Origin of the sequence: Streptosporangium vulgare, from assembly GCF_042428775.1 — a bacterium.
Classification (GTDB): domain Bacteria; phylum Actinomycetota; class Actinomycetes; order Streptosporangiales; family Streptosporangiaceae; genus Streptosporangium; species Streptosporangium vulgare.
In genome coordinates this window covers 115,077-129,948 of the sequence record NZ_JBHMBS010000008.1, presented here as the reverse complement: position 1 = coordinate 129,948, position 14,872 = coordinate 115,077, and the positions used below count along the sequence as shown (strand labels likewise).

13 protein-coding genes are annotated in these 14,872 nt (G+C 70.9%); 3 read left to right on the top strand and 10 right to left on the bottom strand.

The genetic code is table 11. The features are described 5' to 3' along the window. Window positions 1-178 precede the first annotated feature (178 nt). Window positions 179-595 (top strand): SRPBCC family protein, encoded by a 417-nt coding sequence (locus ACFFRH_RS18705; RefSeq protein ID WP_386158111.1) that lies wholly within the window; start codon window positions 179-181, stop codon window positions 593-595. Between the two features lie 31 nt (window positions 596-626). On the opposite strand, the gene ACFFRH_RS18700 is transcribed toward ACFFRH_RS18705, so the two are convergent. Continuing rightward, window positions 627-1,142, bottom strand: a complete 516-nt coding sequence (locus ACFFRH_RS18700) for an FBP domain-containing protein (RefSeq protein ID WP_386158109.1) — start codon at window positions 1,140-1,142, stop codon at window positions 627-629. A gap of 317 nt (window positions 1,143-1,459) precedes the next feature. On the opposite strand from ACFFRH_RS18700, the gene ACFFRH_RS18695 reads away from it, so the two are divergent. Continuing rightward, entirely contained in the window at window positions 1,460-2,998 is a 1,539-nt protein-coding gene (locus tag ACFFRH_RS18695) for a glycosyltransferase family 39 protein (RefSeq protein ID WP_386158106.1), read from the top strand. 33 nt (window positions 2,999-3,031) lie between these two features. Here the strand turns inward: ACFFRH_RS18695 and ACFFRH_RS18690 are convergent, their stop codons facing one another. From ACFFRH_RS18690 to ACFFRH_RS18650, 9 genes are all read right to left on the bottom strand, one after another. Further along, on the bottom strand, window positions 3,032-3,736 hold the full coding sequence (locus ACFFRH_RS18690; RefSeq protein WP_386158104.1) for a DNA alkylation repair protein: 705 nt from the start codon (window positions 3,734-3,736) through the stop codon (window positions 3,032-3,034). Between the two features lie 92 nt (window positions 3,737-3,828). Further along, the gene (locus tag ACFFRH_RS18685; RefSeq protein WP_386158101.1) at window positions 3,829-4,068 is read right to left on the bottom strand and encodes a helix-hairpin-helix domain-containing protein; all 240 of its coding nucleotides are present in this window, start codon (window positions 4,066-4,068) and stop codon (window positions 3,829-3,831) included. Between the two features lie 217 nt (window positions 4,069-4,285). After that, window positions 4,286-5,092 carry an SDR family NAD(P)-dependent oxidoreductase gene (locus tag ACFFRH_RS18680; protein ID WP_446697421.1) on the bottom strand — a complete coding sequence of 269 codons (807 nt, stop codon included), beginning with the start codon at window positions 5,090-5,092 and terminating at the stop codon, window positions 4,286-4,288. A gap of 327 nt (window positions 5,093-5,419) precedes the next feature. Further along, window positions 5,420-7,420 carry a discoidin domain-containing protein gene (locus tag ACFFRH_RS18675; protein ID WP_386158095.1) on the bottom strand — a complete coding sequence of 667 codons (2,001 nt, stop codon included), beginning with the start codon at window positions 7,418-7,420 and terminating at the stop codon, window positions 5,420-5,422. A gap of 250 nt (window positions 7,421-7,670) precedes the next feature. Next, window positions 7,671-8,657: a substrate-binding domain-containing protein gene (locus ACFFRH_RS18670; RefSeq protein ID WP_386158092.1), complete on the bottom strand. Its 987-nt coding sequence runs from the start codon at window positions 8,655-8,657 to the stop codon at window positions 7,671-7,673. Between the two features lie 37 nt (window positions 8,658-8,694). Further along, the gene (locus ACFFRH_RS18665) at window positions 8,695-9,747 is read right to left on the bottom strand and encodes an ABC transporter permease (protein WP_386158090.1); all 1,053 of its coding nucleotides are present in this window, start codon (window positions 9,745-9,747) and stop codon (window positions 8,695-8,697) included. A gap of 166 nt (window positions 9,748-9,913) precedes the next feature. Further along, window positions 9,914-11,629 carry an ATP-binding cassette domain-containing protein gene (locus ACFFRH_RS18660; RefSeq protein ID WP_386158088.1) on the bottom strand — a complete coding sequence of 572 codons (1,716 nt, stop codon included), beginning with the start codon at window positions 11,627-11,629 and terminating at the stop codon, window positions 9,914-9,916. Beyond that, window positions 11,626-13,041 carry an aldehyde dehydrogenase family protein gene (locus tag ACFFRH_RS18655; RefSeq protein WP_386158086.1) on the bottom strand — a complete coding sequence of 472 codons (1,416 nt, stop codon included), beginning with the start codon at window positions 13,039-13,041 and terminating at the stop codon, window positions 11,626-11,628. Before ACFFRH_RS18655 ends, ACFFRH_RS18660 begins: the two co-directional genes overlap by 4 nt. A gap of 123 nt (window positions 13,042-13,164) precedes the next feature. Continuing rightward, window positions 13,165-13,956: an IclR family transcriptional regulator gene (locus ACFFRH_RS18650; RefSeq protein WP_344747395.1), complete on the bottom strand. Its 792-nt coding sequence runs from the start codon at window positions 13,954-13,956 to the stop codon at window positions 13,165-13,167. A 176-nt stretch (window positions 13,957-14,132) separates the two neighbouring features. Here ACFFRH_RS18650 and ACFFRH_RS18645 point away from each other — a divergent pair, with 176 nt between their 5' ends. Next, window positions 14,133-14,672, top strand: a complete 540-nt coding sequence (locus ACFFRH_RS18645; RefSeq protein ID WP_344747396.1) for a DUF4262 domain-containing protein — start codon at window positions 14,133-14,135, stop codon at window positions 14,670-14,672. Window positions 14,673-14,872: the final 200 nt, after the last annotated feature.

Here is a 14,872-nt window from a genome sequence, read left to right as displayed (position 1 = left end):
GTTCGCCGGGTTCGCCGGGCTTGGCGAGCCCGGCGAACCCGGAAGGGTGCCCGCTTCTCGGCGGACATGTCAGCACATCAACACGCGTCGCGGGCCCGGCATCCTCCGGGGCCGGGGTCCGGGCGTCCGCGCGGAGGAAATCCGCCGTCCGGGAACCACTCAGACAGGAGACAGCGAAATGGCTTCCATCCGCACAGAAGTCGTGATCGATTCCAGCCCGGAGCAGGTGTGGGCGGCGATACGCGACGTGGGCGCGGTGCATCGGCGCCTTCTGCCGGATCGCGTCGCCGACACCCGCATCGAGGGCGACGTGAGGATTCTCGTCTTTCCCAACGGCAACGTCGTCCGCGAGCTGATCGTCGATGTCGACGACGCGACTCGCCGGCTCGCGTACACGGTGGTCGAAGGCGCGCGACCGGCCCTCGCGCACCACCACGCCTCGTTCCAGGTCTTCTCCGAGGAGCCCGATCGCAGTCGGCTCGTCTGGATAACCGACGTGCTGCCGGACGCGCTCGCGGGGGAGATCCGCGCGCGCGTCGAGCGGGGGGCGGCGGACATGAAGCGGACGCTGGAGGAAGGGGGGCGCCGGACATGAGGCGGACGTTGGAGGAAACGGCCGCGCCAGATCACGCCGAGCGCACGTCGCCGTCGAAGACCTTGTCCAGGAAGCCCTCCAGGTTGGAGACGGCCCGGCCGATCCGCTCCTCCAAGGTGAGCGTCTCCTCGAACCGCACGCCGGAATCCGTCCGCTTCACGCCCCGCATGTAGAGGGAACAGGCCAGGTCGGCGCAGATGTAGGTGCCGACCGTGTTGCCCTGGCGGCCCGCGGCGCCCACCCGGGGCGCGACGAACAGGGCGACGCCCGTGCCGGAGTGGGGGGTCACGCAGATCGAGCAGACGGTGCTCTTGGTGAAGCTCCTGCGTACCTCCTGCGCGACGCGCAAGGTGACTCCGGCGAGCTCGCCGTTCCGCTCGACGACCAGGTAGCCCCGGTCGAGAGCGCCGGGATCGCGCCAGCCCAGGAAGTCGAGGTCGGCCCAGGGGAGCTCGGGCAGGTTCCTGGGCAGGTTGATCCTGCGCGCCTCCCCCTTGGAGCAGTTGACGAAGGATCCGCGGATCTCTGGCTCGCCGACCGGTTTCATGGTTCACCCACTGTCATAAAGATCATTCAAAGGTCCTCGGCCCCTCGGCCTCTTGGCCTCTTGGCCTCTTGGCCCCTTGGTCCGGCCACCGCGTCCGGCGCCTCCTCCGACCGGCGAGCGATCGGGCCAGGCCCGCTCACGGCCTGGTCAGACCAGGTCACAGCCAGGCCGAGGTGTTCCCGGACGTCCGGCAGCGGCCAGTGTCCCAGTACGACATCGAGGACGTCGAGGGATTTTTCCCCGACGCCTGGAGAGGGGGGCGGGAACGATCAGGATCATCCCTCGCGTCACCGGCATCGAAAGCCGATGATGAACGAGTGTCCGAATCCTCCCCCTCCGCGCCGCGCACCCCTGACGTGTCTTCCTCCTCCGCGCCGCACACTCGTGACACGGCCGCCCCCGCCACCCCCTTCGCCGGGCGGCCCGTCGGCGTGGTCGCGCTGGCCACGCTCGCCGTGCTGCTGGTCGCGAGCCCGCGTTACGGCTACCACCGGGACGAGCTGTACTTCCGGATGCTGGGCGAACAGCCCGCCCTCGGATACTTCGACACTCCGCCGCTCACCCCGCTGATCGCGCGTGCCTCGGTCGCCGTGTTCGGCGACACCGTGGTCGCCCTGCGCGTCGTTCCCGCCCTGATCGCGTCGCTCGTCGTCGTCCTGGCCGCCCTCCTGGCCCGGGAGCTCGGCGGCGACCGGAGGGCGCAGCTCGTCGCCGCGGCGGGAATCGCCACCACGAGCCTGCTCCTGATCGGCGGGCACTCCCTGCTCACCCTGGGCGTCGACCTGCCGCTCTGGGTCGCGGCGGCGCTGTTCGCCGTACGGGCGCTGCGGGGCGACGGCCGCTGGTGGCCCGCGCTGGGCGCCGTCGCGGGGGTGGCGACGTACAACCGGCAGCTGATCGTGCTGTTCCTGGTCAGCGTGGGCGCGGGCGTGCTGCTGGCGGGGCCGCGCGAGGTGCTGCGGGACCGCAGGCTCTGGCTCGGCGCGCTGCTGGCCCTCGTGATCGCCGCGCCCAACCTGGTCTACCAGGCGACCCACGGCTGGCCGCAACTGGTGATGGCCGGGGCGTTGGAGGCGGACGAGGGGGCCGACAACCGTCTCGTCTTCGTACCGTTGCAGCTCCTGCTGCTCGGTCCGCCCCAGGCGGTCGTCCAGGTGGTCGGCGCCGTACGGCTGTGGCGGGAACCCCGCCTGCGCTGCCTCGCCCTGGCCTACCCGCTGGCCTGTGCGCTGACGCTCTACTCCGGCGGGCGCCCCGACTACGTGGGGGGCCTGCTCGTGCTGCTCTTCGCCGCGGGCTGCGGCCCGGTCAGCCGGTGGATGTCGGGTACGGGACGGCGTGCGCTGGTCGTCGGCGCCCTGACGGTCAACGCGGTCGTCTCCGTCGTCATCGCGCTGCCGGTGATCCCTCCCCCGGCCCTGGAGGGCACCCCGGTCGCCAGGATCAACGAGGTGGCGCGCGAGTCGATCGGATGGCCGGAGTTCGCCGCCCGGGTCGCGGCGGTGGTCGGCGAGCTGACGCCTCAGGAGCGCGCGCGGGCCGTACTCCTCACCGACAACTACGGCGAGGCCGGGGCGCTGGACCGCTACGCCGGGGAATACGGCCTGCCCGAGGTCCACAGCGGGCACAACGAGCTCTACCGGCGTGGCCCGCCGGCGCCGTCAGCCCGGATCGCGGTGGTCGTGACGGACTCTCCTGGCGGCTACGCCCGCGTGTTCGCCACCTGCGAGGAACGCGGCAGGATCGACAACGGCGTCGGACTGTCCAACGAGGAGCAGCACCTGCCCATCCTCGTCTGCCGCGATCCGTCGCGCCCGTGGCAGGCGCTCTGGCCCGAGATGCGGCACAACGGCTGACATCCCGCCACCCTCGTTCGCCAGCTCACCGGCTCACCGGCTCACCGGCTCACCGGACGAGTCACCGTCTCGCGGTGGCTGTCGGCGCACCATCTCGGTGATCCAGACGGGCGCGAACGGAGACGTGCAGCCCGGAGAGGTCGGGTAGTCCTTGAGCACCTCCAGACGCTCGCCGATGTCGATCGCGCGGGCGCGGTGCTCGGCGTGCTCGATCCCGATCTGCGCCAGGCAGTGGTTCATCGCCCACTGCAGGCGATCCGGGGCGTCCTTCATCTCCGCCTCGATGACGTCGAGCAGTCTCGCGAGGTCGAGGCCCTCGGGCCTCTTCGCCACGCGTTCGGTGGTCAGCGCCCATCCGGCACTCGCGACCACCGGATCCGGATCGGCCGACCAGGCCAGGCGCAGCTCCTCGGAGTGCGGGCTCTTCTTCACCACGTGGTTCACGAGCCAGTCGTGCACCTTGGGGGTGCGCGCCTCGCGCACCATGACGTCCAGCTCGTCACGCCCGAACGCCTTCGGGCGGCAGATCAGGATCGCCAGCAGTCTCGCCGCGCTGTCGTCCGTCTCCCAGAGCCGGCACGCGAGCTCCTGCTGCGTCTTCAGCCGCTTCGCGAGCGCGCGCAGCCTGCCGAGGTTCACACCGTGATCGTCACCGTGTTTCTCGTTCACCTCGCGTGCCCTCGGGTCCTCCAGCCCGGCCAGCTCGGCCATCACCTCGGCCACCGTCATCTCGGCCATCTCAGCCCCCTATCCGTTCACGTACGAGATTCGGTTCGCGGTGGAAGCCGGCCTCCTGGCGCACACTCCGGCTCACCGGACAGGACGACTTCTCAATGCTCGGCTCGATGCTCGGCGAAGGCGAGGCCGCGTTCGGCGAGCGCCTCGCGCAGGCGGCCGACGGCCTTGGGGCCCATGCCGTGCAGCCGCAGGAGCTCTCGCTCGCTCATGGCGGCGACCTGGGCGAGCGTCGTGCGACCGGCCGCGGCGAGGGCTCTGCGCGCGGGACGTCCGATGTCGGTGGGGATGTCGACGAGGACATCGCCCTCGTCGCCCTGGCCGTGGGTCGTCATCACGCCTCCTCGCGGAACGGGCAACCGGTTGCCACCGCGCCACGGGGAACCCCTCGGCGCGAGAACACCGCGCCACGGGAACGCGCGGCGCGGTGGCGCAAGTCTCGCATTCCCCTACGACAGAATCGGCGAGACCGTCCCGCGGCTGCCGGACCACATCGAGGGTGTCAGGTGACCTCGGAGAAGCCGGCCTCCGGTGGGAACGGAGCCGGGTGGGTCAGATCTCCTTGAGGAAACCGGCGTCGACGGCGAAGTCGGCGCCGGTGGTGCTCGCCGAGCGCGGCGAGGCGAGCAGGGCGATCACGTCGGCGACCTCCCGCGGCTCGACGAGGCGGCCGGTGGTGAGCCTCATCATCTCCACCGCGACGCTGTCCAGCACGGTGTCGCGATCGGTCCCCGCCTGCGCGGCGATGATGTCGGCCGCGCCGCCCTCCTCGGTCCACCACGCCGTCCGGACGGGCCCCGGCGACACGGTGTTCACCCGGATGCCCTGCGGCGCGAACTCCTCCGACAGCGCCTTGGTGAGATTGTTCAGACCCGCCTTGGCCGCGTTGTAGTCGACGTTCATGGGAGCCGGAAGCCGGGCGCTGCCCGAGGACACGTTGACGATCGAGCCGCCGCCCCGCTGGAGCATCACCGGGACGGCGGCGCGGACGGCCCGTACGACCGAGAACAGGTTGAACTCGAACATCGCCCGCCAGTCGTCGTCCGTGGGGGCGAGGAACGAGAAGCGCGGCAGGGCAACGCCGGGCGGCGGGCCACCGGCGTTGTTCACCAGGATGTCCAGCCCGCCGAACGCCTCCACGGCCCGCGCCACGATCCGGCCCGGCGCCTCGGGGTCGGTCAGGTCGGCCGGTACGTGGAGAAGGCCGGCGCCGTCGAGCGCGTCCAGCTCGGGGGTGCTCTTGCGCGAGGCCGCGACGACGCGGGCCCCCTCGTCGAGCAGGGTACGGGTGACGGCCAGGCCGATGCCCTTGGAGGCGCCGGTGACGACCGCGACACGACCGGAAAGCTGCAGGTCCATGGGGTAAGCCCTCTCGTCGTCGGGCCCCGTACGGAGGGAGGGGCCCTGCACGCGAGCAAAGCTATGGCGGGCACGCGACCCCGGGCTGGCAGGATTCAGACCGGCAATTACCGCCGGATTCGGACCGGCGACTCCTGCCGGATTCCGACCCGCGACTCCCGCCGGATTCCGACCCGCGACTCCCGGCGCGGCGCGCGGCGGTTCGGCCGGACGCCCCGGGGCGGCCGAGCGGGACATCGGCCCGGCGGGACGCCGGCCGAACACCACGTTCACCACGTTGATCGAAGCGGACGCCGGCCGGAGGGGAGCCGGCCGGACAGGACCTCGTCAGCTGGAATAGGCCTCCAGTTCGAAGACGCGGGCCGCGGTGTCGCTGTCGCTGGTCGGGGTGATGACGTTGAGCCGCACGTACCGGGCGCTGACGGGGGTGAAGGTGTGGGTGGTGACGTTGGCGGTGTTGCCCCGGGCGCTCACGACGTTCGTCCAGGTGGTGCCGTTGGTACTGACCTGGAGGTCGAAGTCGCGGGTGTTCCAGGCCGCCTTCTCACCGCCCGCGCCGGAGTGGCGCACCACGAACCGCCCCACCTGCGTGTTCGACTGCAGGTCGACCTGGAGCCACTTGTTGGCGCCCAGCGCGCACCACTTGTCGGAGTTGCCGGCCGTCCAACTGCCGTTGACGGCCTTGGCGGGACCCTCACTGGCCGCGCACTGGTTGCTAGCGGTGGCCGGCTTGTTCAGCGCGAGGTTGGTGACCGGCTGCGTCGTCTCGGGGACGTAGAGACGGATGTCCGTCAGGCTCGCGCTGCCCTCGTAGACGTTGGTGTAGAGGTCACCGATCACGAAGTAGTCGGGATACTGGGAGTCGGCCGGCCACTGGTTCGGCCAGGACGCGCTGCCGTTCACGTCGTTCTGGACGAGGGTGGCGTTGTAACGGCCGTCGTACTCGCCGGGCTTGACGTTGTAGTGCCAGATCGGCGCGTTGTTGACGATGAAGGGGCGGTGGAAGCGGATCGTCTTCTGCCCGACCCTGGCGAAGTTTCCGCTGGCCTCGAGCACGTAGCCGGTGGCGTCGCGCTCGATGGCGAAGGTGTAGGACTGGTCGGGCATCAGCTCGGGCTGGAGCTCGGCCGCCGACGACAGCTGCTGCTCGGCCACGCCGCCGGAGCAGCTCGTCATGAACCACTGGGAGTTGCCCGCGAGGCCGCCGGGTCCCGGCGTCCAGTTGGGCAGGCCGCTGATCCACATGTTGACCGTGTTGAAGTTGCCGTCGCGGTAGTTGTAGTACTGGTTGGTGTTGGAGTTGCAGACCCGCCCGCCGGTGCCGCTGCCGACCCGGTCGGGGTGCTGGGAGAAGGAGTCCATCAGCACCTTGCGGCGATAGTGCCAGAAGTGGTTGTTCCTCGGCGCGGGGTTGGCGAAGTCCACGATCGACATGAAGTGGAAGCCGTTGTAGCCGTACGGGCCCGACCGCACGTCCTGCCACTCGCAGTAGGGCGCGGCGGCGTTGCCGCTCCAGCCGGGGCTCCTGGACCCCTCACCCCAGGGGTGCTGCGTCTTGCATCCCTGGGTGCTGTAGCCGTTGACCTTGCCGTTGTACTCGATCGAGCCGTTCCGCTTGCCGCCGAAGTCGATGGTCTTGAGCTTGTACTCGACGCGATACTGGTCGGGCAGCTTGTTGGTGGGCCGGAAGATCGCTCCGCCGGTGTGGTCGGGCACGTTCAGCACCGCCGCGGGCGCGCCGCCCACCGTCGCGGTGGTGATCGACGGCGGCGACTCGATGACGCCGTCCTTGTTCCAGTCGCGGGCGGAGAGCGAAGCCGTCAGCCAGCCGCCCTGGCCGACCGGAAACTCCTTCCGGTAGGTGGCGAAGGAGTTGAACGCGGTGGTCCAGGCCGGTCCGTAGTCGTTGCGGTACCACTGGCCGGAGTCGTCCATGATCGTGTCGAACGGGGTGGTGTAGTTCTCCCTCACCCACGGGGCGTTGCCCGTGTTGATGGGAGACGAGAAGTTCTCCGAGTGCAGCAGGGTCCAGGCCGCGGCGCTCTTCGCCGCGCCCGCCTTGCTCTCCGCGCCCGTCTTGGCCTGCTCGGCCTTCCTGTCCTGCTTGTTCTGCTTGTCCTGCTCGGCCTGGGCGCTCGGCGTGACCGACGTACCGGACGTGGGGCTCGGGCCGGGAGTGCCGGGAGTGCCGGGAGTACGGCTCCCGGCCGGTGCGGCGGTGTCGCCCGTCGCGGGGGTGCTGACCCCGAACGAGGTGAGTGCCACGACGGTCGTGGTGACCGCGGCGAGGGCCGCCTTGCGCGCGGCCCCTCTGACGTTTCTTCGCATGGGTTACGTGCCCTTCACTCGACGAGTAAGGCGTTGCTCGTGCCTGGACGCGACCCGCGTCCTCGCGGGTGTGCGCACCTCCGTCCCGATACCGGCGACCACGGGTGGCGTCGCCGACCGCCACCCGGCCGCCGTTCACAACCGGCCGTACTCCACGCGCCGCTCCCCCGGACGGCCGCGGGCCCGAGCCGTTCCCCCGAACGTCCGCGGATCAGAACCGTTCCCCCGAACGGCCGCGGATCGGGAAGGGCTAGAAGCCGCCCTTCGGGTCGAGGTACTCGGCCGCGTTGTCCTTGGTGACCCGCGGGGAGGGCACCACGGTGTCCTTCTCGACCTTGGCTCCGCTCAGGATCTCGACCGCCCGGTCCAGGCCCATCGCGCCGATGATGTCCGCGTCGTTCAGGCCGGTCACCAGGTAGTTGGTGCCGTCGAGGATCGCCTTGAGCGCCTCGGCCTGGCCGTCGACGCCCGCGATGACGATCTGCTCGGACTTGCCCGCGTCCGCGATGGCGCGCTGCGCGCCCAGGCACATCGCGTCGTTCTCGCAGAACACCGCGACGAGGTCGGGGTTGGTCGCCAGCAGGCTCTCCATCACGGTCAGGCCGCCGTCGGATCCCCAGTTGCCGAAGTCGGGGGCCTCGACGAGCGTGATGCCCGCGGTGCTCCCGAGCACCGACTTCACGCCCTCGGTACGGGCCAGGCCGATGCTGTTGTCGGCGGGGCCGCCCTTGATGATCGCGACCTTGCCACCCTTGGGCAGCTTCTCGGCGAGGAACTGGCCGTTCTGTACGCCGATCGCCTTGTTGTCCGGGCCGATCCAGCTGGTGTACTCGCCGGTCTGGAACTTGCGGTCCACCAGGACCACGGGCTTGTTCGCCGTCTTGGCCGCGTTGAGCGCCGCGGGCGCCGACTCCAGCGGGCCGCCGGAGATGATGATGGCGTCGACGTTCTTGCTCAGCAGGTCCTCGACGTTGGAGGCGAGCTTGGCCGCGTCGCCGTTGGCGTCGGTGCTGATGATCTCGATCTTGCCCTTCTTCTTGGCCTGGGCGGCGATCGCCTTGTCCATGCCGCTGAAGTAGGGGCCGCTCAGCATGAAGTTGGCGACACCGATCGTGTAGGAGCCGTCGCCGGAGGCGGAGGCGGCGGTGGTGGGCTCGTCCCCGCTGGAGGAGCAGGAGGCGAGGCTGAGGGCGAGAAGGCCGGCGGCCAGCAGGCCGCTGAGTTTCCTGGCGTTCATTTCGGTATACCTCGGGGGGTGTTGTGGAGCGGGTACGTCAGGTGCGCGCCTGGTTGGCGCGCTGGACGAGGATGACGGCGATGATGATCAGTCCCTTGAGCACCTGTTGCCAGAAGCTCTGCACGCCGTACAGGTTGAGGAGGTTGTTGATCAGCACGAGGACCAGGACGCCGCCGAAGGTGGCCTTGGCGGATCCTCGCCCGCCCGCCAGGCTCGCCCCGCCGATCACGCACGCGGCGATCGCGTCGAGCTCGAAGGCGACCCCGACGCTCGGCTGGGCGATGCCCACCCGGCTCGCCAGGATGACGCCCGCCAGTCCGGCGCACGCGCCGCTGATCGTGTAGGCGAGGATCACGTGCCTGCGCACGTTGATGCCCGCGAGCCGTACGGCCTCGGCGTTGCCGCCGATCGCGACGATGGAGCGGCCGGCCGGGAAGCGGGTCAGGAACAGGCCGCCCGCGAGGAACACGGCCAGCATGATCACGGTGCTCAGCGGGACGGGGCCGAGCATCGCCGAGCCGAGCGTGAGGAACGCCGGGTCCTCCGGGGTGATCGGCACCTCGGAGTAGACGAAGGCCAGGCCCCTGATGGTGGTCAGCGCCGCGAGGGTCACCACGAAGGGCGCCAGCCCGAACCGGGCGACCAGCACGCCGTTGACCAGCCCGAACCCGATCCCGCAGGCGACGCCCACGAGCGTCGCCATCGGGATGGGAAGGCCGGAGACGAGACCGGCGGTGATGATGCCGGAGAAGGCCACCACCGACCCGACCGACAGGTCGATGCCGCCGGTGAGGATCACCACGAGCATCCCGTACGCCAGCAGGCCGGTGGTGACCATCTGCTTGAGCAGGTTGGTGAGGTTGGTCGGGGTGAGGAACGTGTCGGAGGTGAGCGCCGCCACCGCGACGAGCGCCACGATGAGCGTGACGAACGCGACCTGCGCGGTGAGGTCCCGGCTCGCCACGACCAGCCGGGGAAACCCGCCGGAGATCGGGGCCGCCGGACCGGCGGCCACCGGCGCGGAGGGGGCCGGACCCCTGGGATCCGGAGCGGTGGAGGCCCGCGCGGGCCCCGCCGGTCGCCCGTTCACGCGACCCTCGCGAACGTGGCGGGCCGCCGGGTCGTCCGGCCCCCGCGGGCCGGCCAGGTCGTCCGGCCCGCGTGAGCCGGCCGGGTCGTGTCGTCGCTCCGGGCTGGCCGGGTCTTGCTGTCCCTCCGGGCTGGCCGGGTCATGCTGTCCCTCCGTGGTGGGCGGGTCATGCCGTCCGCCCGATCGAGTGGGCGAGGATCTCGTCCTCCGTGGTCTGGTCGGAACGCAGGTCGCCGGTGATGCGCCCCTGGTTCATCACGAGCACCCGGTCGGTGGCGCCGAGCACCTCCGTCAGGTCCGAGGAGATGAGCAGGACGGCGAGGCCCTGCCGGGCGAGGTCGTCGATCATGCGGTAGATGTCGACCCTCGCCGCCATGTCCACGCCTCGGGTCGGCTCGTCGAGGATGAGCACGCGCGGCTCGGCCAGCAGCCACTTGGCGAGCACGGCCTTCTGCTGGTTGCCGCCGCTGAGGTTGACCACCGGCATCGAGGCGCACCCCGAGGGCTGGATGCCCAGCCGGTCGATCATGTCGTTGACGTTCCCGCGCCTGAGGCCCGTGTCGATCAGCGGACCCCGGGTGGCCGAGTACAGGGTCGTGAGCGTGATGTTGTCGAGCACGCTCATGCCGAGTACCAGGCCGGTGCGTTTGCGGTCCTCGGTGACGAGCGCGAGCCCGGCCGCGATCGCCTCGGCCGGCGTACGGAAGCCGACGACCCCGGACCGGCCGCGTGCCCTGCCGGGAGACAGGGACCCGGCCCAGGACCGGGCGCGGGCGCGGGCCGGGTCGGCGGGCGGGGACTCCGCGCCCGTCCGGACGGCGGGCCCGGCCCCGGACCGGGCCCGGTCGGGCTCGGCACCGGACCGGACGTGCTCCGGAGCGGCGGACGCGGGCTCGGCACCGGATCGGGCGCGGCCTTGGTCGACGGACGCGGGCTCGGCACCGGACCGGACGTGCACCTGGCCCGCGGACGCGGGCTCGGCGCCGAAGACGCACCGGGCCAGCTCGCTGCGGCCGGAGCCGACCAGCCCGAACAGCCCGACGATCTCCCCCGAGCGCACGGAGAAGGAGACGTCCTCGAACTCGCCCCCGCGCGTGAGCCCGGAGACGCTGAGCCGTACCTCGCCGTGCCCCGCTCGCCGGTCGGGGTAGATCTGTTCGAGGCGGCGGCCCGCCATGAGGCGGATCAGCTCGTTCTCGCCCGTGCGGGCGGGTTCGGTCGTCTCGACGATCCTGCCGTCCTTGATCACCACGATGGAGGTGGCGAGCTCCAGGACCTCCGCGAGCCGGTGGGAGACGTAGACGACCAGCACCCCGCGCTCCTGCAACCGTCTGATCAGCGCGAACAGCGAATCGAGGTCGCTTCCGGCCAGCACCGCGGAGGGCTCGTCGAGCACCAGCACGCGCGGCTCGTCCACCAGCGCCTTGGCGATCTCCACCATCTGCTGCCTGGCCACCGTCAGGCGGCCCGCGACGGTACACGGGTCGATCGCGCCGAAGCCGATGCTCTCCAGCAGCTCCCCGGCGCGGGCGTGCGCCGCCGACCAGTCGATGAGCCCGCCGCGCCTCCTGGGGAAGTGCCCCATCAGCAGGTTCTCGGTGACCGACAACTGGGGTACCAGGGTCAGCTCCTGGTAGACGGTGCGGATGCCCCGGGCGTGCGCGTCGTGCGGCGAGCGCAGCTCGACCCGCTCGCCGTCCATCCACATCTCGCCCGCGCTCATGGGCTGGGCACCGGCGAGGATCCTGATCAGGGTCGACTTGCCGGCTCCGTTCGCGCCGACCACGGCGAGGACCTCGCCGGGGTGGCCGACGAGGTCCACCCCGTGCAGCACCTCGACGCCGCCGTAGTCCTTGCGGACGCCCCGGAGCTCCAGGCTCATCCGAACGCCTCCATGACGACGACCGTCTTCTGCCGGGTGAAGTCGAGGACGGTCTCGTGCAGGCCCTCGCGGTAACCGCCGGTGTCCTTGGTACCGCCGAACGGCAGGTTCTCGGCGCGCAGCGCGGTCGAGCCGTTGATGACGACCCCGCCGACGTCGAGGCGCCGCGCGATGGCGAACGCCCGCGAGACGTCCCGGGTGAAGACGGCGGCGTGCAGGCCGTACGGCGACTCGTTGGCCATCCGCACCGCGTCGAGGGGGTCGGTGAAGCGGGCGACGGGCGCGACCGGGCCGAAGATCTCCTCGGCGAAGGTGGGGCTGGCGGCGGGCACGTCGACCAGCACGACCGGGTCGACGAACGCGCCGCGCCTGCCGCCCCCGGCGGCGAGCCTGGCGCCCTCCCCGACGAGCCTGCCGACGGCGGCCTCGACCCGCTCGGCGGCCTCCTCGGCGATGAGGGGGCCGACGTCGGTCTCCTCGAGCAGCTGGTCGCCGACGGAGAGCTTCGCCGTCTGGCCGAGCAGTGACTCGACGAAGGCGTCGTGGATGCCGTCCTGGACGTAGACGCGCTTGACCGCGCAGCAGATCTGCCCGTTCCCCCTGGCCAGGCGGCCGAGCACGACCGCGCGGGCGGCCTCCTCCGCGTCGGCGTCGTCGCAGACGATGAGCGCGTCGTTCCCGCCGAGCTCCAGGAAGACCTTCTTCAGGGTCGCGGACCCGAGACGGGCGATCTCGCGGCCCGCCGCGGTGCTGCCGGTGAGACTCACCGCGGCGATCCCGGGGAGCTGCGCCAGCGCCTGGGACACCTGGACGCCTCCGGCGACCAGCTGGTGGGCGTGGGCGGGCGCACCGGCCCGCTCGACGAGCTCGGCCACCCTGACCAGGGCGAGCGGGCAGCGGGCGGGCGGCTGGACGATGACGGCGTTGCCCGCGGCGAGGGCCGCGGCGGCCTTGTGCGCGTACAGCTCGACCGGGTAGTTGAACGGGACCAGCGCCGCGACGACGCCGAGGGGCTCGCGCATCGTCACCGCGAGGTGCCGCTCCAGGCCGGGTACGGCGTCGAGCGGGATCTGGCGGCCGAAGAGCCTGGTGGCCTCCCCCGCGTACCCGCGGAAGATCCGGATCGCGGCGTCGACCTCGCCCCGGGTCTGCTGCACGGGCTTGCCGTTCTCGGCGGCGAGCAGCGCGGCGAGATCGTCCCGCTCGGCCTCGACCAGGTCGGCCACCCGGCGCAGGAGGTCCGCGCGCTCGTGGGCGGGCATCGCCGCCATCGCCCTCTGACCCTCCTGGGCGGCCTCGACGACCGCGGCCACCCGTTCCGCGCCCGCCGCCTCCACCTCCCCGAGCTGCTCGCCTGTGCCGGGGTTACGGACGGTGATGACGGAGGCGTCCGGCGAGGTGAGAGCGGACATTCGTAGCACTTCCTTCCATGCAAGCCTTGCGGTACGAGCTGCGGATCCTGGGAAAGGACGGGATCAGGCGATATCAGGGGAGAGCAGGTGAGATCGGTCGAGATCGGGAGGATTCAGGCGGAGTCAGGCGGGCTTGCGGGCTCTTGGGGCTCTGGGGGCGGCGTAGCCGATGCGGCGGCCGATGTCCGCGGCCATCCCGAGCGCGACCGGCGCCAGGCGGTGGCAGTCGCCGACGCTGAACCGTCCGGCCGGCGCCGACACGCTGAACGCCCCCACCGGGCGGCCGGAGGCGTTCATGATCGGCAGGCCGATGCAGCGCACCCCCTCCTCGTTCTCCTCGTCGTCGATCGCGAAGCCCTGGTCGCGTACGGTGTCGAGCTCGGCGAGCAGCGCGTCGCCGGTGAGGCTTCTGGGGGTACGGGGCTCCGTCCGCACGGCCAGGATCTCGGCGCGGCGCGGCTCGTCCAGGAAGGCGAGGACCGCCTTGCCCATCGCGGTGCAGTGCAGCGGTACGCGGCTGCCGATCCGGGAGACCAGGCGCACCGACTTGGCGCTCTCCACCTTGTCGACGTAGACGATGTGCTGGCCGACCGGGACCCCGAGGTGGACGGTCTCCCCGCTGATCTCGACCAGCTCGGCCAGGTACGGCTGGGCCGCGGCGCGGAGCCCGTCCTCCTCCAGGTAGCGCCCGGCGAGGGTGATGAGGGTGACGCCGAGCCGGAAGGCGCCGGTGGCGTCCCGCTCCAGGACGCCCAGTTCCAGGAGCGAGATGGCGTAGCGGTGGGCGGTGCTGACGGCGACGCCGGTGTGCGCCGCGAGTTCGCCCAGGGTCATTCCGGACTGGCCGCTTCCGGACACGGCACTGATCAGCTCAAATGCCTTATCGACGCTTGATGATTTCCTACCGCTCTTCATTTCGAGTTACTCGAATCTATTTTCAGATATTTGTAAGATTTTTGCGATAGTTACATCAGCGATAACCACTGTCAACCCTCACGCACAAATACCTCCCGCACCGAGTGAGGCCGGAGCGAGGCAGGTGCGGTCGGACTTGTAGGCACGAACAACCACAAAGCACTACGATCAGGCACATGTTCCACCAGAGCGCGTGCCACTGCCTGCTGTGCGTCGAGCAGGAGGTGGAGCTCGACGAGTCCGGCCTCAGGACGGTGCGGAGTGTCCGGGATCGCGGGTGGGCGGTCGTGATGGTCCCGGAGGACGAGGACGGGCCGGGCTGGGCGTTCACCGTCGGGCTGTGGCACACGCTCCGTTCCCCGGAGGCGGCCATGTTCGGGCTCCGCGCGGACGTGATGGGCAACTGCCTCGACACCCTCGCCGACGAGATCGCCGCCGGGCGTCACCTGGTCGAGGGCCGGGAGCGGGACGACGTGATCAGGAACTATCCGGTCGTCGCGAGAACGGTGGACACGAGCTGGTACCGGTCGCTGTTCGGCACCGCGCTGCACTTCTACCAGCGGCCCCCGCTGTCCTTCATGGAGATCGTCTGGCCGGACGCCGTGGGCCGGTTCCCCTGGAACGACGGCTGCGCCCCGCGACTCCGCGAGCTCCAGCCCGCGCTGTGGATCCCGAAGGGCGACCACGCCCCGGGCCCCTGGACCAAACTTCCCTGAGACGAACGCGAGCTCCGGGTTCGGGGCCGGGGAACCCGAGCGGGACGACACGCCACCGGCAACCGGATGAACAACTCAACTCAACTGTTCCATCAGGTTTATTGGCGATTCACCGCATTAATTCATAAAGCCCCACATAAACCCCATTGCCATTTTCGCCTCGCGCTCCGGGCCCACGAAGCCCCCAGCCCGTGAAGCTC

Bases quoted from the DNA above. Each gene is read 5' to 3' on its own strand.
- ACFFRH_RS18705 (WP_386158111.1), top strand. From the start codon at position 179: ATGGCTTCCATCCGCACAGAAGTCGTGATCGATTCCAGCCCGGAGCAG.
- ACFFRH_RS18700 (WP_386158109.1), bottom strand. From the start codon at position 1,142: ATGAAACCGGTCGGCGAGCCAGAGATCCGCGGATCCTTCGTCAACTGC.
- ACFFRH_RS18690 (WP_386158104.1), bottom strand. From the start codon at position 3,736: ATGGCCGAGATGACGGTGGCCGAGGTGATGGCCGAGCTGGCCGGGCTG.
- ACFFRH_RS18685 (WP_386158101.1), bottom strand. From the start codon at position 4,068: ATGACGACCCACGGCCAGGGCGACGAGGGCGATGTCCTCGTCGACATC.
- ACFFRH_RS18680 (WP_446697421.1), bottom strand. From the start codon at position 5,092: ATGGACCTGCAGCTTTCCGGTCGTGTCGCGGTCGTCACCGGCGCCTCC.
- ACFFRH_RS18675 (WP_386158095.1), bottom strand. From the start codon at position 7,420: ATGCGAAGAAACGTCAGAGGGGCCGCGCGCAAGGCGGCCCTCGCCGCG.
- ACFFRH_RS18670 (WP_386158092.1), bottom strand. From the start codon at position 8,657: ATGAACGCCAGGAAACTCAGCGGCCTGCTGGCCGCCGGCCTTCTCGCC.
- ACFFRH_RS18660 (WP_386158088.1), bottom strand. From the start codon at position 11,629: ATGAGCCTGGAGCTCCGGGGCGTCCGCAAGGACTACGGCGGCGTCGAG.
- ACFFRH_RS18655 (WP_386158086.1), bottom strand. From the start codon at position 13,041: ATGTCCGCTCTCACCTCGCCGGACGCCTCCGTCATCACCGTCCGTAAC.
- ACFFRH_RS18650 (WP_344747395.1), bottom strand. From the start codon at position 13,956: ATGAAGAGCGGTAGGAAATCATCAAGCGTCGATAAGGCATTTGAGCTG.
- ACFFRH_RS18645 (WP_344747396.1), top strand. From the start codon at position 14,133: ATGTTCCACCAGAGCGCGTGCCACTGCCTGCTGTGCGTCGAGCAGGAG.